This window comes from Ideonella sp. (assembly GCF_041918995.1).
In the GTDB taxonomy this organism is placed as follows: domain Bacteria; phylum Pseudomonadota; class Gammaproteobacteria; order Burkholderiales; family Burkholderiaceae_C; genus Ideonella.
On sequence record NZ_JAYRUN010000015.1, the window covers coordinates 82084 to 105830 of the forward strand.

Genomic DNA, 23747 nt, shown 5'->3' on the forward strand with positions numbered 1-23747 from the left:
TCGCCATGGCCAGCACCGTCGCCACCCCGCTGCCCCCCGACGTGCGCGTGATGAACGCCACGGCGCTGGCCATCGTCGCCCTGGCGGGCGCGGTGGTGGTGGCGGCGGCGCTGGCGTGGCTGGCCCGGCAGCCGGCCTTCGCCTTCCGCAGCATCCGGCTGGAGGGCGAGGTCACCCGCAACAACGCGGCCACGCTGCGCGCCATCGCCGCGCCGCGCCTGACGGGCAACTACTTCACGCTCGACCTGCAGGGCGCCCGCCGCGCCTTCGAGGACGTGCCCTGGGTGCGCCATGCGGTGGTGCGGCGCGTGTTCCCGAACCGCCTCGTGGTGGTGCTGGAGGAGCACCACCCGGTGGCCGTGTGGAAGGGCGACGAGGGCAACGACCGGCTCGTCAACTCGCATGGCGAGGTCTTCGAGGCCAACCTGGGAGACGTGGACGAGGAACTGCTGCCCGAGTTCGCCGGGCCGGACGACGCCACCGCCGCCACGGCACTGGCGCTGCACCGGGCGCTGGTGCCGGTGCTGCGCCCGCTCGACCTGGGCGTCACGCGGCTGGCGGTGTCGCGCCGGGGCTCGTGGACGCTGGAGCTGGACAACGGCGCCAGCCTGGAGCTGGGCCGGGGCAGCGAGGCCGAGCTGCACGCCCGGGTGGCGCGGTTCGCCCGCACCGTCACGCAGGTGGCGGCGCGGCAGCGGCGCGGCTGGAGCCATGCCGACCTGCGGCACGGCGACGGCTACGCATTGACGATGAAGGGTCCGCTGGCGTCGGCCGCCGCGGGCGAGGCCCAGCCTTAGAGGGACAGCCAGATGGCCAAGGAATACAAGGATCTCGTCGTCGGGCTCGACATCGGCACCGCCAAGGTGATGGCGGTCGTGGCCGAGGTCATGCCCACGGGCGAGCTGCGCGTGGCCGGGCTGGGGGTGGCCAGCTCGCACGGGCTCAAGCGCGGCGTGGTGGTCAACATCGACGCCACGGTGCAGAGCATCCAGCAGGCGCTGAAGGAGGCCGAGATGATGGCGGCCTGCAAGATCACCAGCGTCTACACCGGCATCACCGGCAGCCACATCCGCGGCCAGAACTCCACCGGCATGGTGATCGTGCGCGACAACCGCGAGGTCACGCCCAACGACGTGGCCCGGGTCATCGAGACGGCCAAGGCCATCAACATCCCGAACGACCAGCGGCTGCTGCTGGTGGAATCGCAGGAGTTCGTGATCGACGGCCACGAGGTCAAGGAGCCGATCGGCATGAGCGGCAGCCGGCTCGAGGTGAAGGTGCACATCGCCACCGGCGCCCAGAGCGCGGCCGAGAACATCGTCAAGTGCGTGCGCCGCTGCGGGCTGGAGGTGGAGCAGCTGTGCCTGGCCCCCACCGCCTCGGCCGCCGCCGTGCTGACCGACGACGAGAAGGACCTGGGGGTGGCCGTGGTCGACATCGGCGCGGGCACCACCGACGTGGCCATCTACACCGGCGGCTCCATCCGCCACACGGCCGTCATCCCCATCGCCGGCGACCTGATCACCAGCGACATCGCGATGGCGCTGCGCACGCCCACCAAGGACGCCGAGGAGATCAAGGTGGAGTACGGCGTGGCCAAGCAGCTGCTGGCCGACCCGTCCGAGCAGGTCGAGGTGCCGGGCCTGGGCGACCGCGTGCCGCGCATGCTGGGCCGCCAGGCGCTGGCCGGCGTGATCGAGCCGCGCGTCGAGGAGATCTACTCGCTGGTGCACCAGGTGATCCGCGATTCGGGCTACGAGGAGCTGCTGTCCTCGGGCATCGTGATCACCGGCGGCACGGCCGTGATGCCCGGCATGGTGGAGCTGGGCGAGGACATCTTCCTGAAGCCCGTGCGCAAGGGCCTGCCCACCTACTCGGGCGCGCTGTTCGACATGGTGGCCAACCCGCGCTCGGCGGCCGTCATGGGCCTGCTGGAGGAGGCCCGCCTGGCGCACACCCGCGGCTACAAGGCCGCCCAGCAGGCCGGCTCGGTCAAGACCCTGTTCGGCAAGGCCAAGGACTGGCTGCTCGGCAACTTCTAGGTTTCACACGCGTTCGACGAAGGGCCCCACCGACGAGGGCCCGGATCTTGGGACACCCACACAGTACGGCAACTGCAACAGACGACGGAGGTTCACATGCCCATCGAGATGATCGAGGAATTCGACCAAGGCACGCAGATCAAGGTGATCGGCGTGGGCGGCGGCGGCGGCAACGCGGTCGATCACATGATCGCGCAAGGGGTGCAGGGCGTGCAGTTCATCTGCGCCAACACCGACGCCCAGGCGCTCAACCGCAGCAGCGCGGCGCAGCTGGTGCAGCTCGGGGCCAGCGGCCTGGGCGCGGGCTCCAAGCCCGACGTGGGCAAGTCGGCCGCCGAAGAGGCGGTGGACCGCATCCGCGAATCCATCTCCGGCGCCCACATGCTGTTCATCACCGCCGGCATGGGCGGCGGCACGGGCACCGGCGCGGCGCCGGTGATCGCCCGCGTGGCCAAGGAGATGGGCATCCTGACCGTCGGCGTGGTGACCAAGCCCTTCGACTTCGAAGGCGGCCGCCGCTGCAAGCAGGCGGATGCCGGCGTGGCCGAGCTCGAGGCCAACGTCGACTCGCTGATCGTGGTGCTCAACGAGAAGCTGCTCGAGGTGCTGGGTGACGACGTCACGCAGGACCAGGCCTTCGCCCACGCCAACGACGTGCTGAAGAACGCCGTGGGCGGCATCAGCGACATCATCCACATCCCGGGCCTCGTGAACGTGGACTTCGAGGACGTGAAGACGGTGATGAGCGAGCCCGGCAAGGCCATGATGGGCACGGCCCAGGCCTCGGGCCCCGACCGCGCCACCAAGGCCGCCGAGGCCGCCGTGGCCTGCCCGCTGCTGGAGGGCATCGACCTGTCCGGAGCACGCGGCGTGCTGGTGCTCATCGCGGCGAGCAAGGCGAACTTCAAGCTCAGCGAGAGCCGCAACGCGATGAACACCATCAAGCGCTACGCCGCGGAGGACGCCCACGTCATCTTCGGCACGGCCTACGACGAGAGCCTGGGCGACCAGCTGCGCGTCACGGTGATCGCCACCGGCCTGTCGTCGGCCCGCCGCGCCCAGGCCCCGCTGACGGTGGTGCAGACCCAGGCCCAGCCCGTGCTGCGCACCGGCACCGACAACCTGCCCCTGCTGAACACCCCGGTGGCCGGCACGGCGCCGCTGGGCGCCACGGGCATGGCCGCCGCGGCCGCGCCGCAGAACGACTACCACCAGTTCGCCACGCCCAGCGTCTGGCGCACGGGCCGCACCCAGGCGGCGGCCAAGGTGGAGGCGCTGTCGAGCAACGGCATGGACGAGATCGAGATCCCGGCCTTCCTGCGCCGCCAGGCGGACTGAGCCGGCCGACTGTCCCTTTCCGTCGTCAAAGCCAAGGGGCGCCCGGCAGGGCGCCCCTTTTTCGTGGCTGGCGGGTGCCAGCCGACTACTGCGCCGCCAGCAACTGCGCGGTGGCCACCGGCCGCGCCAGCACCTCGTGCAGCGCCACCACCGGGCCGATCATCAGCAGGGCAGGGGACTTCACCCGTTCCACCTGCGCCAGCACAGGCAGGGTGGCGATGGTGCCGGTGACGCAGCGCTCGCCGGGCAGCGTGCCGCGCTCGATCAGCGCCGCCGGCGTGTCGGGCGACATGCCGTGGGCGATCAGGCGCGCGCTGATCAGCGGCAGCGTGGCCACGCCCATGTACACCACCACCGTCTGGCGCGGGCGCGCGAGCGTGGGCCAGTCGAGGTCGAGCTCGCCGTCGTTGCGGCGGTGGCCGGTGACCAGCACCAGCGTGTCGGCATGGTCGCGGTGCGTCAGCGGGATGCCCACCGAGGCCGCGATGCCCTGCGCCGCGGTGATGCCCGGGATGACCTCGAAGGGCACGCCGGCCGCGGCCAGGGCCTCGGCCTCCTCGCCGCCGCGGCCGAAGATGTAGCCGTCGCCGCCCTTCAGGCGCAGCACCGCGCGGCCCGAGCGGGCCAGCCGCACCATGAGGCTGATGATGGCCTCCTGCGACAGCGTGTGGTGCGCGGATTCCTTGCCCACGTAGATGAGGTCGGCGCCTTCGGGCACGTGGGCCAGCACGGCCTTGTCCACCAGGTGGTCGTACAGCACCAGCCGGGCCGACTGCAGCGCCCGCCAGGCCTTCATGGTCAGCAGCTCGGGGTCGCCCGGGCCGGCGCCCACCAGGGTCACGCGCGCAGGGGACGCCGGTTCGTCATGCGCGGGCGGCAGGCCCGCGGACAAGGTGGCCTGCGGCCCGTAGCTCTCCCAACTGCGCATCACAAGCCTCCATTGGCCTTCAACCGATGGTCGCCATGTTCCGGGCAGGCCCCCTGGACCGTCCTTGAACCAGTTCAAGGACGCCCGGGGCCCCGCACGGAACCATGGGCTCCGCTCGATGCGCGACCTACGCAGCCACGCCGAGCCCACCTTGGAAGGCGACATGTGGTTGCCGGTGGACACGAGCTGCCAGGGCGCCCAACGAGGGGCGGCCCGCCACATGGAGAGTACCGATGAGGATCCCGAACTTGTCCCGACTGGCCGCGGCCCTGCTGGCCGTGACGGCAGTGGGCGCACAGGCCCAACAGGCCGCCGCGTCCCCCGAGATGACGCCCGCCGAGGTGGAGCTCGGCAAGAAGATCTACTTCGAGCGTTGCGCGGGCTGCCACGGCGTGCTGCGCAAGGGCGCCACCGGCAAGAACCTGGAGCCGCACTGGTCGAAGAAGGCCGCCGACGGCTCCACCCAGGAAGGCGGCACGCTGAAGCTGGGTACCGCGCGCCTGGAGAAGATCATCGCCCTCGGCACCGAGGGTGGCATGGTGAACTACGACGACATCCTCACCAAGGACGAGATCAACGTCATGGCGCGCTACATCCAGCGCACGCCGGACGTGCCGCCGGAGTTCAGCCTCAAGGACATGGAAGCCAGCTGGAAGCTGCTGGTGCCCGTGAGCGAGCGGCCCAAGGCCCAGCAGAGCAAGGTCAACCTGAAGAACATCTTCGCCATCACCCTGCGTGACGCGGGCAAGCTGGCGCTGGTGGACGGCGACACCAAGCAGATCTGGAAGATCCTGGACACCGGCTACGCGGTGCACATCTCCCGCCTGTCCGCCTCCGGTCGCTACGTGTACACCGTGGGCCGCGACGGCCTGGTGACGCTGATCGACCTGTGGTTCGAGACGCCCAAGACGGTGGCGACGGTGAAGCTGGGTGCCGACGCGCGCTCGGTGGACACGTCCAAGTTCAAGGGCTTCGAGGACAAGTACCTGATCGGTGGCACGTACTGGCCGCCCCAGTTCTCGATCATGGACGGCGAGACGCTCAAGCCGATGAAGATCGTCTCGACCCGCGGCAACACGGTGGACGGCGAGTACCACCCCGAGCCGCGCGTGGCCTCGATCGTCGCCTCGCTGATCAAGCCCGAGTGGGTGGTGAACGTGAAGGAGACCGGCCAGATCATGCTGGTCGACTACTCCGACATCAAGAACCTCAAGACCACGACGATCGAGTCGGCGAAGTTCCTCCACGACGGTGGCTGGGACATGAGCAAGCGCTACTTCCTGGTGGCGGCCAACGCGAGCCACAAGATCGCCGCGGTGGACACCAAGACCGGCAAGCTCGCCGCGCTGGTGGACACCAAGAAGATCCCGCACCCGGGCCGCGGTGCCAACTTCGTGCACCCGCAGTTCGGGCCGGTGTGGGCCACGGGCCACCTGGGCGACGCGGCGATCACGCTGATCTCCACGCCGAGCGAGGACAAGAAGTTCGCCAAGTACAAGCAGCACAACTGGAAGGTGGTGCAGGAGCTGAAGACCGCGGGCGCCGGCAACCTGTTCGTCAAGACGCACCCGAAGTCCACGCACCTGTGGGCCGACATGCCGATGAACCCCGAGCGTGAGAACGCCGAGGCCGTCTACGTGTACGACCTGAAGGACCTGGGCAAGACCCCGGTCAAGCTCGACGTGGCCAAGGACTCCGGCCTGCCGGAGACCAAGGCGCTGCGCCGCGCCACCCACCCCGAATACAACGAGGCGGGTGACGAGGTGTGGATCAGCCTGTGGGGCGGCAAGACCGACCAGTCGGCCATCGTGGTCTACGACGACAAGACGCTGAAGCTCAAGAAGGTGATCACCGATCCCGCGATCGTGACGCCGACGGGCAAGTTCAACGTCTTCAACACGCAGCACGACATCTATTGATGACGTGACGGGCGGCGCCACACGTTGGGTGGCGCTGCCCGCCCCCCTTTCGATACTGACGACGCGAGGAGCCCACCGTGGCCGATCCGAACAAGCAACCCGGCCCCATCGGTCGCCTGTGGCGCGCACTCAAGCGCCCCAGCCAGATGTCGCTCCTCAGCCTGCTCATCGTGGGCGTGGTGGCGGGCATCGTGCTGTGGGGCGGCTTCAACACGGCGGTCGAGATGACCAACAAGGAGGCGTTCTGCATCTCGTGCCACGAGATGAAGAACAACGTCTACAAGGAATACGCCGAGAACACGATCCACTACACCAACCGCACGGGCGTGCGGGCCACGTGCCCCGACTGCCACGTGCCGAAGGAGTGGGGGCCCAAGATGCTGCGCAAGATCCAGGCCTCGCGCGAGGTGTGGGGCAAGATCACCGGCACCATCGACACGCCCGAGAAGTTCGAGGAAAAGCGCCTCACCCTGGCCAAGCGCGAGTGGGCCCGCATGAAGGCCAACGACTCGCTCGAGTGCCGCAACTGCCACGACTTCAAGTCGATGAACTCGGAAGCGCAGAAGCCCCGTGCACGCAAGTCGCACGAGCTGGCGCAGAAGAACAACGAGACCTGCATCGACTGCCACAAGGGAATCGCCCACCACAAGCCCCAGGGCATGGAAGAAGAGGAATGACCATGAAAGCCAACCGCGTGAACTCCATCGACACCGTGGCCGACCGCGCCCTGCGCGTGGCAGCCCTCGCCGCCGCGGGCGGCCTGCTCTGGGCCCACGGCACCGCCCAGGCGGCCGCGCCCGACTGGGGCAAGGTGCCGGCCAAGACCATCACCGTCTTCTACCCTGGCGCCTCCCCCATCGAGTGGGTGACCAAGGGCACCGAGCACGGCGGTGCGCGTGCGCTGAAGAAGGGCGAGTCCTGCGCCAGCTGTCACCACGACGAGACGGGCGACATGGGCAAGAAGATCGCCAGCGGGCAGAAGAACGAGCCCAAGCCCATCGCGGGCAAGGAAGGCGCGATCCCCGTGAGCGTGCAGGCCTCCCACGACGGCGCCAACCTGTACCTGCGCTTCAGTTGGAAGCAGCCCCCCGGTGGCGCGCCCAAGATGGACAAGGACAACGCCGTCAAGCTGGCCTTCATGCTGGAGGACAACAAGGTGGACCGCGCGGCGCTGTCGGGCTGCTGGGAGACCTGCCACACCGACTCGCGCACCATGCCCGAGGGCAAGGACGACCAGAAGACCAAGTACGTGCCCGGCGGCTCCGTGGCCTCCGGCAAGTACTACGACCTGGTGCAGTGGACGAGCAAGGGCGGCAAGGTCGACGGCCATGTCGCGGAGAAGCGCGTCATGGAAGGCGGCAAGGCGCTGGTCGACGTGAAGGGCGAGAACAAGGGCGGGCAGTGGACGGTGGTGTTCACCCGCAAGCTCGCCGGCGGTGACGGCGACATCGCGCTGGCGCCGGGCAAGGTGGTGAACTTCGGCTTCGCCATCCACGACGACCACACCAGCGGCCGCTTCCACCATGTGTCGCTGGGCTACACGCTGGGCCTGGATGCCAAGGCCGACATCACCGCAAATAAGCTGTGACCCCCCCGAAGCGCCTGCGGCGCTCCCCCCCAGGGGGGCGCCACCAGTGGACCGGCGGAGCCGGATCCACGGTGGCCGCTTGGTTCGGTCGGTGTGCATCGACGCTCGCGTGTGCACTCATCGCAGGCGCCGTGTCGGCGGCCGATCCGGTGGTCACGGTGGTGGTGGAGCACATGCGCTTCGAGCCGGCGAGCGTGGTGGTGAAGGCGGGGACGGTGGTGCGCTGGGTGAACCGCGAGAAGCGCACCAGCCATTCGGTGCTGTTCACGGGGCCGGGAGGCTTCGAGAGCGAGCGGTTCCTGCCCGACGAGCACTACGAGCGCCGCTTCGACAAGCCGGGCCGCTACCCCTACCTCTGCGGGCCGCACCCCGACATGCAGGGCGTGGTCGAGGTCACGCCATGAGCGTGGCCCGCGTCGTCGCCCCGTGGCTGTGCGTCGCCGGGCTGTGGTGCGCCGCGGGCGCCGCGTTCGCCTCGTCCGCTGCGCCCGTGCAGGCGGTGGCCCTGCCGGGCGGCGTGCGCGCCGAGGTGCATGCGGGCGCGCCGCCCGAGCTGCGCCTGCAGGGCCGCGACGGCGCCGTGCTGCAGCGCTGGCCCCTGGCCGCGGCCGACGGGCGCCTGGCCGGCGGCGCGGTGCAGTGGCTGCACTGGCCGGCCCGCCAGGCGCTGGTGGTGGTGCCGGGCGACCTGCCCGAGCTCTGGGACATCTCGCTCGACCCCCACGCCGAGGACCGCTACGACGGCCTGGTGCACGACTACCGCTTCGGCGAGGGCGTGCCCGTGCGGGGTTTCCTGCACCGGCGCCGCATTGCCCTGCCCGGGCCGGTGCGCGCCTGGGCGGCGGACGAGGCGGGCGCGCTGCTCGCGGTCGTCATCGCAGCCGCCACGCCCGGCCAGGCGCCGCAGGTGCAGGCCTGGAGCCTGGACGCGCGCCGCGTGGCGCGCCGCTGGGCCTGGCCCGACGGGCTGCGCCACGAGGCCCAGCCGCGCTTCGACCCCGCCGGCGACGCGCTGTGGCTGGTCGAGCCGGCCGAGGGCGGCCAGCGCCGCCGCCTGCCCCTGGCGCACACCGCCGAGTGAGGGGGAGGCCCCGGGCAGAGGCGGCCCCACCGCGGGCCGCTTGAACTGGTTCAAGGACGCTCCACCCCCTGGGCGCCGACCATGGCTGCACTGCCATGAGAACGCGCCACCTGCTTCTTCCCGCCGCCTGGCTGCTGTGCCAGGCCACCCTGGCCGCCGCTGCGGCCAGCACGGCCCCGGCCACCGAGGCCGTGCCGGCCGCCCCGGCGGCGCCCCCCGCCGCCCGCCAGCAGCAGCTGGTGCGCATGGTGCGGCAGGACTGCGGCGCCTGCCACGGCATGCAGCTCACCGGCGGCCTGGGCCCCGCGCTCACGCCGCAGGCGCTGGCCGACAAGCCGCTCGATTCCATGACCGCGGTCATCGTGCATGGCCGCCCCGGCACGCCGATGCCGCCCTGGCGTGGCCTGCTCACCGAGGCCGAGGCGCGCTGGATCGCGCACACGCTGGCCCAGGGCATGCCCGAGGAAAGGACCCCCCGATGAAACGCCGCCACTGGCTCGCCGCCGCGGCCGCCGCCCCGATCGCCTGCGCCACCTCCGCCCGGGCCGTGGCCGACAGCGCCGCCGCCCCGGCGCCGCTGCCCAGCCCCCTGCCGGCCTTGATGGGCACCGGCGACCTCGGCGTGGTGGTGCAGCGCGCCCGCGGCGCTTTGAGCCTGGTGAACACCAGCCAGCCGCGCGTGCTGGCGGAGATCACCGGCCTGGGCGACTTGTCGCACGCCTCGGTGGTCTTCTCGCGCGACACCCGCTTCGCCTATGTGTTCGGCCGCGACGGCGCGCTGACCCAGGTCGACCTGCTCACCGCCCGCGTCGTGCAGCGCGTGCAGCAGGCGGGCAACTCCATCGGCGGTGCCATCAGCGCCGACGGCACGCTGGTGGCCGCGCAGAACTACACGCCCGGCGGCGTGAAGGTGTTCGACGCGCAGACCCTGACGCTGCGGGCCGACCTGCCGGCCGAGTTCGAGCCCGGCCGCCTGTCGCGCGTGGTCGGTCTGGTGGACCTGCCGGGCCGGCGGTTCGCCTACAGCCTGTTCGACGCCGACGCGATCTGGATCGCCGACTGCTCGGACCTGGCCCGCCCGCGCGTCACGCGGCTGGACGGCATCGGCCGCCAGCCCTACGACGCACTGGTCACGCCCGACGGCCGTCATTACATCGCCGGCCTGTTCGGCGAGGACGGCCTGGCCTGCGTGGACCTGTGGGCCGACAAGCCGGTGGTGCGCCGCATCCTGGGCGGCTATGGCAAGGGCCAGGCGGCGCTGCCGGTCTACAAGATGCCGCACCTGCGCGGCTGGGCGGTGGCCGGCCGCCACGCCTACCTGCCCGCCATCGGCCGCCACGAGGTGCTGGTGGTGGACACCGAGAGCTGGCAGGAGGTGGGCCGCATCCCGGTGGCCGGCCAGCCGGTGTTCGTGATGGCGCGGCCGGACGGCCGCCAGGTGTGGGTGAATTTCGCCCTGCCCGACTACGATCGCGTGCAGGTGATCGACACCCCGAGCCGCCAGGTGGTGGCCACGCTGCAGCCGGGCAAGGCCATCCTGCACATGGAGTTCACGCCCCGCGGCGAGGCGGTGTGGCTGAGTGCACGCGACGACAACCGCGTCAGCGTCATCGACACGCGCAGCCTGGCCACCACCGCCACGCTGGCGGTGGATGCGCCCAGCGGCATCTTCTTCACCTCGCGCGCCCACCGGGTGGGCTTCTGAGGGCGCGACGGTGATCGACCTGCTGAACGCCTGGCAGCGCGACTTCCCGCTCGTGCGGCGGCCCTTCGACGTCGTGGCCGCACGCAGCGGCCTGTCCCCCGCGGAAGTGCTGGCCCAGTGCGCCCGCCTGCAGCACGACGGCGCGATCAGCCGCATCGGCGCGGTGTTCGCCCCGGGCGCGGGCGGCGCCGCGCTGCTGTGCGCCATGGCGGTGCCGCCCGAGCGGCTGGACGCCGTGGCGGCCACCGTGTCGGCCCACCCGGGCGTGAACCACAACTACGCCCGCGAGCACCGCTTCAACCTGTGGTTCGTGCTGACCGGCGGCGACGTGCCCGGCGTGGAGCAGGCCCTGCGTGAGCTGGAGGCGGCCACCGGCGTGCCGGCCCTGCGCCTGCCCATGCGGCGCCCGTACCGCATCGACCTGGGCTTCGACCTGCGCCTGGCGCCCGAGGCGGCCACGGCGGGCACGCCGGCCCGGCGCCGCGCGGCGCCCCTGGCCGACGCCGACCTGCCGCTGGCCGCGCTGGCCGAAGAGGGGCTGCCGCTGGTGGTCTGTCCCTACGACGCCTGGGCCGAGGCCCTGGGCCGGCCGGTGGACGCGGTGCTGGCCACGCTGTCCGGCTGGCTGGACCGCGGCACGCTCAGCCGCTTCGGCGTGGTGGTGCGGCACCACGAGCTGGGCTGGTCGGCCAACGCGATGACGGTGTTCGACGTGCCCGACGACGAGGTCGACGCGCGCGGCCTGGCGCTGGCCGGCGTACCGGGGCTGAACCTCGTGTACTGCCGGGCGCGTGCGCCGGGCTGGCCCTACAACCTCTACGCCATGGCGCACGGCCGGCACCGCGAGGAGACGCTGGCCACCGTGGAGCGGGCCACGGCGGCCGCCGGCCTCACGGGACTGCCGCGTGCCGTGCTGTTCTCGACGCGGCGCTACAAACAGACGGGAGGCCGGCGGTTCCGCCTGCCGGTGCCCGCCAGGGAGACATTGCATGCTTTCGTCTGACGACGCCCGCCTCGTGGCGCACCTGCACGGTGGCTTTCCGCTGGTGGACCGGCCCTTCGCGGCCGTGGGCCAGGCGCTGGGCTGGAGCGAGGACCGGGTCATCGAGCACCTGCGCCAGCTGCTCGCGCAAGGGCTGCTCACGCGCTTCGGGCCGCTCTACCAGATCGAGCGCGCGGGCGGCCGCTTCGTGCTGGCGGCCATGGCCGTGCCCGAGGAGCGCTTCGCCGCGGTCACCGAGCAGGTCAACGCCCTGCCGGAGGTGGCCCACAACTACCGCCGCGAGCACCGGCTGAACATGTGGTTCGTGGTCGCGGCCGAGACGCCGCAGGCGGCGGACGCCGCGCTGGCGCGCATCGAGGCGGACACCGGCCTGCCGGTGTGGGCCTTCCCCAAGGAACGCGAATTTCTGGTGGAACTGCGGCTGCCCCTGTGGCCCGCCGCCACGCCCGCAACGATGGAGGCGCACGATGCCGCTGAGTGAACTCGACCGCGCCCTGGTGGCCGCCACCCAGGCGGGCCTGCCGCTCGTGGCCCGGCCGTACGAGGCGATCGGCGCCGTGCTGGGCATCTCCGGCGACGAGGTGCGCGAGCGCCTGGCCGCGATGCTCGCCAGCGGCGTGGTGCGCCGCATCGGCGCCGTGCCGCACCACGTGAAGCTCGGCTTCACCGCGAACGGCATGAGCGTGTGGGACGTGGACGATGCGCGCGTGGACGCGCTCGGCGAGGCCATCGCCGCGCTGCCGGGCGTCAGCCACTGCTACCGCCGCCCGCGCCACCTGCCCGACTGGCCCTACAACCTGTTCGTCATGCTGCATGGCCGCGAGCGCGCCGAGGTCGAGCAGCAGGCCACCCGGGTGGCCGCGCTGCTGGGCGACGCCTGCCGCGGACACGAGATCCTGTACTCCACCGCCGTGCTGAAGAAGACCGGCCTGCGCCTGACCTGAGTGCCCCTGCGCTCGCCGACGCCCACCCCACCGAAAGACCGCCATGCTGCGCATCAGCCACTACCTGCGCGAACTCGCCGCCGCCGAGCGCGACGGCGCCTGGCCCACCGCGCGCGAGCGGGCCCCCTCGGGCCCGCCCGGCCCGGTGGTGATCTGGAACCTCATCCGCCGCTGCAACCTCACCTGCACCCACTGCTACGCCTTCTCGGCGGACCATGACTACCCGGGCGAGCTGTCCACGCCCGAGGTGTTCACGGTGATGGACGACCTGAAGCGCTTCCGCGTGCCGGTGCTCATCCTGTCCGGTGGCGAGCCGCTGCTGCGGCCCGACCTGTTCGAGATCGCCGCGCGGGCGCGGGACATGGGCTTCTACGTCGGCCTGTCCACCAACGGCACGCTCATCGACGCGCCGCTGGCCGAGCGCATCGCCGCCGCGCGCTTCGACTACGTGGGCATCAGCCTGGACGGCCTGCGCGAGACGCACGACAAGTTCCGCCGCCTGACCGGCGCCTTCGACCGCAGCCTGGGCGCGCTGAAGCTGCTGGCCGAGCGCGGGGTGAAGACGGGCCTGCGCTTCACCATGACGCAGGTCAACGGCCACGACTTCGAGGCCCTGCTTGGCCTGATGCGCGACGAGGGCATCGCCAAGTTCTACTTCTCGCACCTCAACTACGCCGGCCGCGGCAACGTGCACCGCCGCAAGGACGCCCACCACGACGCCACCCGCGCCGCGCTGGACACGCTGTTCGAGCGCGCCTGGGAGGCCGCACGCGACGGCCGCGACGAGGAGTACGTGAGCGGCAACAACGACGCCGACGGCGTCTACCTGCTGCAGTGGGTGGCGGCCCGCTGGCCGCAGTGGGCCCCGGCGCTCGAGCAGCGCCTGATGGCCTGGGGCGGCAACGCCTCGGGCCTGCACGTGGCCAACATCGACAACGTGGGCGACGTGCACCCCGACACCATGTGGTGGCACCACCGCCTGGGCAACGTGCGCGAGCGCCCCTTCTCGGCCATCTGGGCCGACACCTCCGACCCGCTGATGGCCGGCCTGAAGCAGCAGCCCCGCCCGGTGGAAGGCCGCTGCGCCGGCTGCCGCTGGCTGCGCATCTGCGGCGGCAACACGCGCGTGCGTGCCGAGCAGACCACCGGCAACCCCTGGGCGGAAGACCCGGGCTGCTACCTGAGCGACGAGGAGATCGGCCCGGGCCGGGCGGAGAGCGGCCTGCCCCACGAGGAGCCCAGCCATGCGTGAACGCCTTGCCACCGTGGCCAAGCTGGCCCTGGCCGCCTCCATGGTGTGGATGGGGGTGGACCTGGCGCAGGCGCGCTCGCTGCCGGTGCCGGCCGAACCGGCCGCCTCCGCCGCCGCGGCCCCCGTGGACGCCGCGGCGCTGTACCGCCAGCACTGTGCGGCCTGCCATGGCGCCCAGCGCACCGGCGGCATGGGCCCGGCGCTGCTGCCCGAGAGCCTGGAGCGCCTGAAGCCCGCGGACGCGCTGGCCACCATCGCCCGTGGCCGCGACGCCACCCAGATGCCCGGCTTCGGCGGCGTGCTCAGCGAGCCCGAGGTGGCCGCGCTGGCCGCCTACGTGCGCACGCCGGTGCTGCCCCAGCCCCGCTGGAGCGATGCCGACATCCGCGCCTCGCGCATCGCCACGCCGCTGCCGGCGAACGAGCCGGTGCGGCCGGCCTGGGGCGCCGACCCCATGAACCTGTTCGTGGTGGTGGAGGGCGGCGACCACCATGTGTCGCTGCTCGACGGCGACCGCTTCGAGGTCATCCACCGCTTCGCCAGCCGCTATGCGCTGCACGGCGGACCGAAGTTCACGCCGGACGGGCGCCATGTGTTCTTCGGCTCGCGCGACGGCTGGATCACCAAGTACGACCTCTGGCGGCTGAAGGTGGTGGCGGAAGTGCGCGCCGGCCTCAACATGCGCAACATCGCCGTCAGCGCCGACGGCCGTTTCGTGGCGGCCGCCAACTACCTGCCGCACACGGTGGTGCTGTTCGACAGCGACCTGCGGCTCGTGCAGACGCTGCCGGCCACCAACGCCCGAGGCAGCGAGAGCTCGCGCGTGTCGGCCGTGTACGACGCCGCACCGCGCCAGAGCTTCGTCGTGGCCCTGAAGGACACCGCCGAGCTGTGGGAGCTGCCCTACGGGCCGCGCTCGGCCCTGGCCGCCGGGCGGGCCAGCACGCCGCTGCGCACCGCGCTGGACGGCCCGCTGGACGACTTCTTCTTCGACCCGCCCTACCGGCATGTGCTGGGCGCCACGCGCCCGGCCAGCGGCGCGCGCGGCGACGCGGTGAGCGCGCAGGTGATCAACCTGGACGCCCGCCGCAAGGTGGCCGACCTGGGCCTGGCCGGCATGCCGCACCTGGGCTCGGGCATCGCCTTCACCTGGCAGGGCCGCACCGTGCTGGCCAGCCCCAACCTCAAGGGCAGCGGCATCGACGTGATCGACCTGGCGGACTTCCGGCCGGTGGCCACCATCCCGACGCCCGGGCCGGGCTTCTTCCTGCGCAGCCACGAGGCCAGCCGCTATGCCTGGGCCGACTCGATGATGTCGCCCAAGGCCAAGGACACGCTGACGGTGATCGACAAGGCCACTCTGCAGCCCGTGGCCAGCCTGCGCGAGCCGGGCAAGACGCTGGCGCACATCGAGTTCACGCGCGACGGCCGCTACGCCCTGGCCAGCGTGTGGGAGATGGACGGCGCGCTGGTGGTGTACGACGCCCAGACCCTCAAGGAGGTGAAGCGACTGCCCATGCGCAAGCCGGTGGGCAAGTACAACGTGTGGAACAAGATCACGCGCAGCGAGGGCACCTCCCACTGAGCGGCCACCCGGCCCCGCGTTTGCGGATTGTCAAGCGCGGGGTCGGGGCCGGCTGAATCCCGGGTTCCCCCGTGCCGATGCATCGGAGAGTGCATCGACACATCAGGAGGAGTCCCATGCATCTGGTTCATCGTATGAGTCTGGGCCTGCGCCTCGCGCTGGGCTTCGGCATCTTGCTGGCCATCATCGCCGGCGTCGTGGGGTTGAGCCTCGCGCAGCTGCGCGGCATGCGCGCCGACGTCGACGCGATCGTCACGCAGGACTGGGCCAAGGCCGAGGCGGCCAGCCGCATCACCGCCACCACGCGCGCCAATGCCCGGCGCACCATGGAGCTGTTCTTCGCCGACACGCCCGAGCAGGTGCAGCACCTGCGCGGCAAGATCGACGGCAACAAGAAGGTGGTCACCGAGTCGCTCGCCGTGCTGGACGAACTGGTGCGGCGCCCCGACGCGCGCCAGATGCTCGAGCGCATCAAGCCCTTGCGCGCCGCCTATGTGAAGTCGTTCACCGACGTCGACCGCCTGCTGCAGGCTGGCGACCGGGAGGGGGCGACCCGCCTGCTCAAGACCCAGACGCTGCCCGCGATCGACGCGCTGCAGGCCGAGGTGGACGCGCTGAACACGCTGCAGTCCACGGTGGCCCGCGACAGCGGCGCCGGCGTGCTGCAGCGCATCGACGCCATGCGCCAGACGCTGCTGGGCGCCGCGCTGGCGGCCATCGTGGCGGGCCTGGCGCTGGCCTGGCTGCTCGCCCGGTCGATCACCCGGCCGCTGGCCCGTGCCGTGCAGGTGGCCGAAGCGGTGGCCCAGGGCGACCTGAGCACGCGCGTCGAGGTGGAGGGCAGGGACGAGACGGCCCGGCTGATGGGGGCCCTGCAGCGCATGACCGGCCAGCTCGCCAGCCTGGTGGGCCAGGTGCGGGCGAGCAGCCAGAGCATCGCCACCGGCGCCACCGAGATCGCCAGCGGCACCACGGACCTGTCCCAGCGCACGGAGGAGCAGGCCGCCAACCTGCAGCAGACGGCCGCCTCCATGGAGCAGCTGGCCGGCACGGTGCGCCACAACGCGGACTCCGCCGACACGGCGCGCGCCCAGGCCGAGCAGACCTGCGCCGTGGCCGGCCAGGGCGGCGAGGCCGTGGGCCGGGTGGTGCACACCATGGGCGAGATCGCCGCGTCCAGCCGCGAGATCACCGAGATCGTGGCCGTGATCGAGGGCATCGCCTTCCAGACCAACATCCTGGCGCTGAACGCGTCGGTGGAGGCCGCGCGCGCCGGCGAGCACGGCCGCGGCTTCGCGGTGGTGGCCGAGGAGGTGCGCGGCCTGGCGCAGCGCAGCGCGACCTCCGCGCGGCAGATCAAGTCGCTCATCCAGGGCAGCGTGGAGCGCATCGAGGGCGGCCATGCGCAGGCCCGCGAGGCGGGCCAGGCCATGCAGCGCGTGGTGGACCAGGTGCGCGAGGTGAGCACGCTGATCGCGCAGATCAGCCATGCCGCGCAGGAGCAGACGCGCGGCATCGAGCAGGTGAACGCGGCCGTCACCCAGCTCGACCAGGTGACCCAGCAGAACGCCGCGCTGGTGGAGCAGAGCGCGGCCGCCAGCAGCAGCCTGGAGGACCAGGCGGGCCGCCTCGTGCAGGCGGTGGGTGTGTTCCGGCTTTGACGAATGTCAGTCCCGCCGGGTCCGCGGCGGGTTCCTTGAACCGGTTCAAGGAAAGTATCCGACCGGAATACGAGGATATGCACATCTCTTCACGAGGATAGGAGGGCTTCTTCATGAGCCAGGTCAGCAGCGGGTTCACCAAGCAGATGGCCCGCAACATGTTCTACGGCGGGTCAGTGTTCTTTGCACTGCTCTTTGCCGCGCTGGTGTTCCACACCGAGCGGCGCATTCCCGAGCGCTCCAACGCGCAGGCCATCACCCCGGCGGTGGTGGCGGGCAAGAAGATCTGGGAGACGCGCAACTGCATCGGTTGCCACACCCTGCTGGGCGAAGGCGCGTACTTCGCGCCGGAGCTGGGCAACGTCTACCCGCGCCGCGGCGGCGATTTCATCAAGGCCTGGATGAAGGCCCAGCCCACGCACTCGCCGGGCCGCCGCCAGATGCCGCAGTTCAACCTCAACGACCAAGAGCTCGATGACCTGGTGGAGTTCCTCAAGTGGACGAGCCAGATCAACACTGAGAAGTGGCCGCCGAACATCGAAGGCTGAGGAGCGAGACGATGCACACCCCCGTTCTCAAGTACAAGAGCCAGGCGGTCGCCAAGCTCTATTTCATCGCTGCACTGGCGCTGTTCGCCGGGCAGATCATCTTCGGCATCGGCCTGGGCCTGCAGTACGTCATCGGGGACTTCCTGTTCCCGTACGTGCCGTTCAACCAGGCCCGCATGGTCCACACCAACCTGCTGATCGTCTGGCTGCTGTTCGGCTTCATGGGCGCGGCGTACTACATGGTGCCTGACGAGGCCGAGACCGAGCTGCACTCGCCCAAGCTGGCGATCGCGCTGTTCTGGATCTTCCTCGTGGCCGGTGCGCTCACCATCGTGGGCTACCTCGCCGTGCCCTATGCCAAGCTGGCCGAGCTCACGGGCAACGAGCTGCTGCAGACGATGGGGCGCGAGTTCCTCGAGCAGCCGCTGCCCACCAAGCTGGGCATCGTGGTGGTGGCCCTCGGCTTCCTCTACAACATCAGCATGACGGTCCTGAAGGGCCGCAAGACGGCGATCTCGCTGGTGCTGCTGATGGGCCTGTGGGGCCTGGCGATCTTCTTCCTGTTCAGCTTCGTCAACCCGCACAACCTGGTGCGCGACAAGATGTACTGGTGGTTCGTCGTCCACCTCTGGGTCGAAGGCGTGTGGGAGCTGATCCTCGGTGCGCTGCTGGCCTATGTGCTCGTCAAGACGACCGGCGTGGACCGCGAGGTGATCGACAAGTGGCTGTACGTGATCATCGCCTTCGCGCTGATGACCGGCATCCTGGGCACCGGCCACCACTTCTACTTCATCGGCCTGCCCGGCTACTGGCAGTGGATCGGCAGCATCTTCAGCGCGCTGGAGCCCATCCCCTTCTTCATGATGACGGTGTTCGCCTTCAACATGGTGCAGCGTCGCCGCCGTGAACACCCCAACCAGGCCGCGGTCCTCTGGGCCGTGGGTACCTCGGTGATGGGCTTCCTCGGCGCCGGCCTGTGGGGCTTCATCCACACGCTCAGCCCGGTGAACTACTACACCCACGGCTCGCAGATCACGGCGGCCCACGGCCACCTGGCCTTCTACGGTGCCTACGTGCTGGTCGTCATCACGCTGATCAGCTACGCCATGCCCACGCTGCGCGGCCGCCTGGCCAACAGCAAGAAGGCCCAGGCCGCGGAAATGTGGAGCTTCTGGATCATGACGATCGGCATGGCCATCATGGTGCTCGCCCTCACCGGCGCCGGCATCCTGCAGGTCTGGCTGCAACGCATGCCCACCGAAGGCGCCATGGGCTTCATGGCGACCCAGGACCAGCTGCGCTTCTTCTACTGGACCCGCGTGGCCGGTGGCGTGGTGTTCCTGGTCGGCCAGCTGCTGTACTTCGCCAGCTTCTTCATCGGCGGCGAGCCGGTGACCGAAGCCGACGAGGCGGCGGCCCCCGCCGGCGGTGGCTACCTGAAGACGCAACCTGCCCAGCGCGCCTGACGCCGCGGGCACATGCAAGGAGCCGCCATGGACCACAGCGAGACGACCCGACTGACGCCTGCACCGTACTACGCGGAGCAGGCCGGCGAGGTGGCCCTGTTCGAGCACGCGTACCGGCAACGCCTGCCGCTGCTCATCAAGGGGCCCACCGGCTGCGGCAAGACCCGCTTCGTGGAGCACATGGCGGCCCGTCTGCAGCGCCCGCTCGTCACCGTGAGCTGCCATGACGACCTCTCGGCAGCCGACCTCGTGGGCCGCCACCTCATCGGGCCGCAGGGCACGGTGTGGGTGGACGGCCCCATCACCCGGGCGGTGCGCCAGGGCGCCATCTGCTACCTCGACGAGGTGGTGGAGGCGCGCAAGGACACCACCGTGGTGCTGCACCCCCTGGCCGACGACCGCCGCGTGCTGCCCATCGAGCGCACCGGCGAGCAGCTGGCCGCCCCACCCGAGTTCATGCTGGTGGTGTCCTACAACCCGGGCTACCAGAGCCTGCTCAAGAGCCTGAAGCCCAGCACCCGCCAGCGTTTCGTGGCGCTGAACTTCGGCTACCCCGCCCCGGCGGTGGAGCTGGCGGTGCTGCAGGCCGAGGCCGGCGCCTCGCCGGCGCTGGCCGGCTCGCTGGTGCGCCTGGGCGAGGCGCTGCGGCGCCTGACCGACCACGACCTCGAGGAGACCGCCAGCACCCGCCTGCTGGTGATGGCGGCCCGCCTCGTGGTGTCCGGCGTGCCGCTGCATGCGGCCTGCCGCGCGGCCATCGTGGACGCCCTCACCGACGACGCGCCCACCGCCGAGGCGCTGGACGAGGTGGTGCACGCGGTGCTCGCTTCCCCATGACCGGCATGTGTCCCGGTCCCTGACGTTTTCGCGGCGGTGGTGTTGTTGCCTGACTCCTGACTCCTGACTCCTCACTGATGCAACGCCGCCGCCGCACCTTTCAAGTCGCGTTCTTCGCGCTGTTCCTGCTGGCCCCTGCGCTGGACCTGCTGCGCTTCGACCTCAACGAGGCGCAGCTGTGGTTCCTGGGCCAGCGCTGGACGCTCGGCATCGATGCCTTCCGTGCCGGCCAGATCGGCGCCGGCGAGATGGCGGCGAACATGCTGTGGCGCGCCTTCCTGCCCGCCATCGCGGTGATCGCCGTGTTCCTCGGCGTGGCGTGGAAGTACGGCCGCATGTACTGCGGCTGGCTGTGCCCGCACTTCTCCCTGGTGGAGCTGCTCAACGACACGCTGCAGCGCGCCTGCGGCCGCACCAGCCTGTGGGACCGCCAGGCCACGCCGGTGGCCGGCCGCGTGCCGCAGCGGCGCTGGTGGCCGGTGTTCGCCGCGCTGTGCCTGGGCTTCGGCTTCCTCTGGGCCATCACGCTGCTGACCTACCTGCTGCCGCCGGCGCAGATCTGGGGCAACCTGGTGGCCGGCACGCTCACGCCCAACCAGGCGCGCTTCATCGGCATCGGCACGCTGGTGTTCGCGGCGGAGTTCGGCCTGGCGCGGCACTTCTTCTGCCGCTTCGGCTGCGCGGTGGGCCTGTTCCAGAGCCTGGTGTGGATGGCCAACCCGCACGGGCGGGTGGTGGGCTTTCCCCGCGGTGGCGAGGCGCCGCCCCGCTCGGCGCTGCGCCGCGCGCTCACCCTCGGCCTGGCACGTGCCCGGCCCAGCGACTGCCGCACCTGCGACGCGCCGCGTGGCAACGCCTGCGACCATGCGTGCCCCATGCACCTGAACCCGCGCCAGATGAAGCGGCGCAAGTTCTCCTGCGTGCAATGCGGCCTGTGCGTCGACGCCTGCGACCATTCCCAGCAGGCCCAGCAGCGCGAACCGCTGCTGCACTGGGCGGTGGGCGCCGACGCGCTGCGCGAGACGCTGCGGGCGCGCCGTGAACGGCCGGCGGATGCCTCCGCCGACAACGTGCTTGCCTTCCCGGTGCGTCCGGACGGCGAGCGCCGGAGGGCCTGACGATGGAAGAGTGGGTCGGCCAGCAATGGCACCGCGTGATCACCCGGTTCAGCGAGCGGGTGGACCCCGCCGCCGTGGTGCGCCTGGAGGAGATGCAGCGGCCGCTGGCCATGCTGTTCCGAGCCGGGGGCGGCGCCGCCGCCGTGCGCGTGGCGCCGGTGGCCGAGCGTGCCATCGGCGGCCCGCGCGGCTGGCTGCAGCGTGTGGGCGGCAGCGGCCTGCGGGCGGCCCGGCCCGAGCTGCAGCCCGACGTGCTGGCCCTGCCGCCGCGGCTGGCCGTGTTCCCCGACCGGGCCCTGAACCGCGACCTGTACCTGTGGCTGGCCGCGCTGGCGGCCCACTGGCAGCCTGGCGCCGGCTGGCTGGCCGACAACCGGGTGGCCACCGCCGATGCGCTGGCGGCCTTTCCCGGGCTGCGCGAGCGCCACGCGCGGCTGCTGGCCGCGCAGCTGGCGCTGCGGCCCGACCCGGCGCGGCTCAAGCGCGACGCCGCCCTGGCCGAGCAGCGCGTGCAGGCCACGCTGCGCGGCCAGCCGCCCGCCGCGGGCGACGATCGCTGGCTGCCCGCCGATGCCGCGCCCGTCTGGCTCTGGATGGACGCCGGGCGCCCCGTGGCCGGCGACGTCGCGGCCGGCCGGCGGGACGGTGAGCCCGCGCAGGCCGAGGGTGCGCCGGCGCGCGACGTGCCCGAGGACGGCACCCGTCGCCACGCGGAGCGCGTGAAGGACGAGCGCCACGCGGCGCCCCTGATGATGTTCTTCCGCGCCGAGTCCATCCTCTCCTGGGGTGAGTTCACCAAGGTGCAGCGCGCCGACGACGACGACGACGACGGCAACGCGCTGGCGGCTGCGCGGGACATGGACACGCTCGCGGTGGCGGACGCGAAGGGCGCCCGCCCCGCCGCCCGCGTGCGCTTCGACCTCGACCTGCCCAGCGCCGCGGCGGACGACCTGCCGCTCGGCCCGGGCGAGCACCTGCCCGAATGGGACTGGCGCCAGCAACGCCTGCTGCCCGCGCACTGCGCCGTACAGCGCCTGGTGGCGCGCGAGGCCGCCGGTTTCGTGCCGCCCGCGGCGTTGAAGGTGACGGCGCGCCAGGTGCGGCGCCGGCTGGAGCTGCTGCGTGCCGCCCCCGCCCGCCGCCACGCCCAGCCCGACGGCGAGGAGCTGGACCTGGACGCCTGGGTGCGCCATGCCACCGAGGGCGCCAGCCAGCGCAGCGAATCGCCCGCCGTGTGGCAGCGCCGCGTGCACGACGAACGCAGCCTGGCCACGCTGCTGCTGGCCGACCTGTCGCTGTCGACCGACGCCCACATCGGCGGGCGCGGCCACGCGCTGCGCGTCATCGAGGTGATCCGCGACGCGCTGTACGTGTTCGGCGAGGCGCTGGCGGCCGGTGGCGACCGCTTCGAGATGCTGGGCTTCAGCTCGGTGCGCCGCCAGCACGTGCGCATCCAGCACCTCAAGGGCTTCGACGAGCCCTGGGGCGAGCTGGCGCGCGCCCGCGTCGGCGCCGTGCGGCCGGGCTACTACACGCGCATGGGCGCCGCCATCCGGCACGCCACCGCGCGGCTGGCCGAGCGCCCGGAGCGCCAGCGCCTGCTGCTGCTGCTGACCGACGGCAAGCCCAACGACCTGGACGTGTACGAGGGCCGCTACGGCCTGGAGGACACCCGCCATGCGCTGCAGGAGGCCCGGTCCGCCGGCTGCACCCCGTTCGCCGTGACCATCGACCAGGATGCACACGACTACCTGCCCCTGCTGTTCGGCCAGCAGGGTTATGCGCTGGTGCACCAGCCGCGAGATCTGGCACGGCGCCTGGCGGGCGTGTACGCGGCGCTGACCCGCCCGTGAGCTGGCTTGACAGGGGTCAATCCGTCGCCCCGGCCCGGTGCGCACAATCCGCGGCGTTCGATACCCCCGCCCCGCCAGGAGGAGCCCGCATGGAGGCCAGAAATTTCGATGTGCCCCGCTACCTGTCGGTGCTGCCCCTGTTCCAGGAGATGTCTCCGGACGAACTGAAGCGCCTGGCCGAGGGCTGCCGGCTGCGCCGCCTGACACGCGGCGAGGACGTGTTCCGCCTGGGCGAGCCGTGCGAGGAGTTCCACGTCACCGTGGTGGGCCAGGTGAAGCTGTTCGCCATCTCGCCGGCCGGGCAGGAGAAGGTCATCGAGCTGATCGGCCCGGGCAACACCTTCGCCGAGGCGCTGATGTTCACCGGCAAGCCCTACATCGTGAACGCCCAGGCGCTGGCCGACACGCTGCTGCTCAGCGTGAGCAAGCAGGCGGTGCTGGCTGAAATCGAACGCGATTCGCGCTTCGCGCTGCGCATGCTGGCCGGCATCTCGCGGCGCCTGCACGGGCTGATCCACGACGTGCAGGCCTACGCGCTGCACAGCGGCATGCAGCGCGTCATCGGCTACCTGCTGCGGGACCTGCCCGAGGACGCGGACGACGCCGCCGAGATGACCCTGGCCGCCGCCGGCGCGCTGCCGCCCGGCCGCGACGCGCGCCCGCCGGCGCGCGAGATGCGCGTGTCGCTGCCGGTGAGCAAGGCGACGATCGCCTCGCGGCTGTCGCTCACGCCCGAGTACTTCTCGCGCGTGCTGCACGAGCTGGAGGCCGAGGGCCTGATCGCCATCGACAAGCGCGACATCCGCATCCCCGACCCCGCGCGGCTGGCCGGCTACCCGGTGCAGTAGGCGCCTGCCGACGGCCCCGGCCCGTCGGCAT

General features: G+C 71.7%; 23 protein-coding genes. 22 read left to right on the plus strand and 1 reads right to left on the minus strand.

All coding sequences use genetic code 11. The features are described from left to right. The first annotated feature begins 5 nt into the window (after positions 1-5). The 3 genes from ACE3UN_RS14490 to ftsZ all read left to right on the plus strand — a co-directional run bounded on the left by ACE3UN_RS14490 (position 6) and on the right by ftsZ (position 3380). Positions 6-797, plus strand: a complete 792-nt coding sequence (locus ACE3UN_RS14490) for a cell division protein FtsQ/DivIB (protein WP_374675676.1) — start codon at positions 6-8, stop codon at positions 795-797. A 12-nt stretch (positions 798-809) separates the two neighbouring features. Further along, positions 810-2042, plus strand: a complete 1233-nt coding sequence (gene ftsA, locus ACE3UN_RS14495) for a cell division protein FtsA (RefSeq protein WP_374675677.1) — start codon at positions 810-812, stop codon at positions 2040-2042. A 96-nt stretch (positions 2043-2138) separates the two neighbouring features. Continuing rightward, positions 2139-3380 (plus strand): cell division protein FtsZ, encoded by a 1242-nt coding sequence (gene ftsZ / locus ACE3UN_RS14500; protein ID WP_374675678.1) that lies wholly within the window; start codon positions 2139-2141, stop codon positions 3378-3380. 85 nt (positions 3381-3465) lie between these two features. Here ftsZ and cobA read toward each other — a convergent pair whose 3' ends face one another. Further along, complete coding sequence (gene cobA, locus ACE3UN_RS14505; protein WP_374675679.1) at positions 3466-4308, minus strand: uroporphyrinogen-III C-methyltransferase; 843 nt, start codon at positions 4306-4308, stop codon at positions 3466-3468. A gap of 233 nt (positions 4309-4541) precedes the next feature. On the opposite strand from cobA, the gene ACE3UN_RS14510 reads away from it, so the two are divergent. The 19 genes from ACE3UN_RS14510 to ACE3UN_RS14600 all read left to right on the plus strand — a co-directional run bounded on the left by ACE3UN_RS14510 (position 4542) and on the right by ACE3UN_RS14600 (position 23716). Next, a complete protein-coding gene (locus ACE3UN_RS14510) occupies positions 4542-6227 on the plus strand; it encodes a cytochrome D1 domain-containing protein (protein ID WP_374675680.1) in 1686 nt (561 codons plus the stop codon). Positions 6228-6304: 77 nt separating this feature from the next. Continuing rightward, positions 6305-6904, plus strand: a complete 600-nt coding sequence (locus ACE3UN_RS14515) for a NapC/NirT family cytochrome c (RefSeq protein WP_374675681.1) — start codon at positions 6305-6307, stop codon at positions 6902-6904. Positions 6905-6906: 2 nt separating this feature from the next. After that, entirely contained in the window at positions 6907-7815 is a 909-nt protein-coding gene (locus tag ACE3UN_RS14520; RefSeq protein ID WP_374675682.1) for an ethylbenzene dehydrogenase-related protein, read from the plus strand. Between the two features lie 71 nt (positions 7816-7886). Next, a complete protein-coding gene (locus tag ACE3UN_RS14525; protein ID WP_374675683.1) occupies positions 7887-8219 on the plus strand; it encodes a plastocyanin/azurin family copper-binding protein in 333 nt (110 codons plus the stop codon). Continuing rightward, positions 8216-8896, plus strand: a complete 681-nt coding sequence (locus ACE3UN_RS14530; protein ID WP_374675684.1) for a hypothetical protein — start codon at positions 8216-8218, stop codon at positions 8894-8896. The genes ACE3UN_RS14525 and ACE3UN_RS14530 overlap by 4 nt, the downstream gene beginning before the upstream one ends. A 95-nt stretch (positions 8897-8991) precedes the next feature. Then, on the plus strand, positions 8992-9378 hold the full coding sequence (locus tag ACE3UN_RS14535; protein WP_374675685.1) for a cytochrome c: 387 nt from the start codon (positions 8992-8994) through the stop codon (positions 9376-9378). Further along, positions 9375-10601, plus strand: coding sequence for a cytochrome D1 domain-containing protein (locus tag ACE3UN_RS14540; RefSeq protein ID WP_374675686.1), 1227 nt, complete (start codon positions 9375-9377; stop codon positions 10599-10601). The genes ACE3UN_RS14535 and ACE3UN_RS14540 overlap by 4 nt, the downstream gene beginning before the upstream one ends. A 10-nt stretch (positions 10602-10611) precedes the next feature. After that, entirely contained in the window at positions 10612-11604 is a 993-nt protein-coding gene (locus ACE3UN_RS14545; protein ID WP_374675687.1) for an Lrp/AsnC family transcriptional regulator, read from the plus strand. Beyond that, a complete protein-coding gene (locus tag ACE3UN_RS14550; protein ID WP_374675688.1) occupies positions 11591-12085 on the plus strand; it encodes an Lrp/AsnC family transcriptional regulator in 495 nt (164 codons plus the stop codon). The genes ACE3UN_RS14545 and ACE3UN_RS14550 overlap by 14 nt, the downstream gene beginning before the upstream one ends. Next, entirely contained in the window at positions 12072-12548 is a 477-nt protein-coding gene (locus ACE3UN_RS14555; RefSeq protein WP_374675689.1) for an Lrp/AsnC family transcriptional regulator, read from the plus strand. Before ACE3UN_RS14550 ends, ACE3UN_RS14555 begins: the two co-directional genes overlap by 14 nt. A 43-nt stretch (positions 12549-12591) precedes the next feature. Next, positions 12592-13800 carry a heme d1 biosynthesis radical SAM protein NirJ gene (gene nirJ, locus ACE3UN_RS14560; protein ID WP_374675690.1) on the plus strand — a complete coding sequence of 403 codons (1209 nt, stop codon included), beginning with the start codon at positions 12592-12594 and terminating at the stop codon, positions 13798-13800. A 49-nt stretch (positions 13801-13849) separates the two neighbouring features. Further along, positions 13850-15385, plus strand: coding sequence for a cytochrome D1 domain-containing protein (locus ACE3UN_RS14565; RefSeq protein ID WP_374675715.1), 1536 nt, complete (start codon positions 13850-13852; stop codon positions 15383-15385). Between the two features lie 116 nt (positions 15386-15501). Next, entirely contained in the window at positions 15502-17046 is a 1545-nt protein-coding gene (locus tag ACE3UN_RS14570; RefSeq protein WP_374675691.1) for a methyl-accepting chemotaxis protein, read from the plus strand. A 113-nt stretch (positions 17047-17159) separates the two neighbouring features. Next, positions 17160-17594: a cytochrome c gene (locus ACE3UN_RS14575; protein ID WP_374675692.1), complete on the plus strand. Its 435-nt coding sequence runs from the start codon at positions 17160-17162 to the stop codon at positions 17592-17594. Positions 17595-17605: 11 nt separating this feature from the next. Beyond that, entirely contained in the window at positions 17606-19060 is a 1455-nt protein-coding gene (locus tag ACE3UN_RS14580) for a cbb3-type cytochrome c oxidase subunit I (protein WP_374675693.1), read from the plus strand. Between the two features lie 27 nt (positions 19061-19087). Then, entirely contained in the window at positions 19088-19897 is an 810-nt protein-coding gene (locus ACE3UN_RS14585) for a CbbQ/NirQ/NorQ/GpvN family protein (RefSeq protein ID WP_374675694.1), read from the plus strand. Positions 19898-19974: 77 nt separating this feature from the next. Beyond that, positions 19975-21015, plus strand: a complete 1041-nt coding sequence (locus ACE3UN_RS14590; RefSeq protein WP_374675695.1) for a 4Fe-4S binding protein — start codon at positions 19975-19977, stop codon at positions 21013-21015. Between the two features lie 2 nt (positions 21016-21017). After that, positions 21018-22868 carry a nitric oxide reductase activation protein NorD gene (locus tag ACE3UN_RS14595; protein ID WP_374675696.1) on the plus strand — a complete coding sequence of 617 codons (1851 nt, stop codon included), beginning with the start codon at positions 21018-21020 and terminating at the stop codon, positions 22866-22868. An 89-nt stretch (positions 22869-22957) separates the two neighbouring features. After that, the gene (locus ACE3UN_RS14600) at positions 22958-23716 is read left to right on the plus strand and encodes a Crp/Fnr family transcriptional regulator (protein WP_374675697.1); all 759 of its coding nucleotides are present in this window, start codon (positions 22958-22960) and stop codon (positions 23714-23716) included. Positions 23717-23747 lie beyond the last annotated feature (31 nt).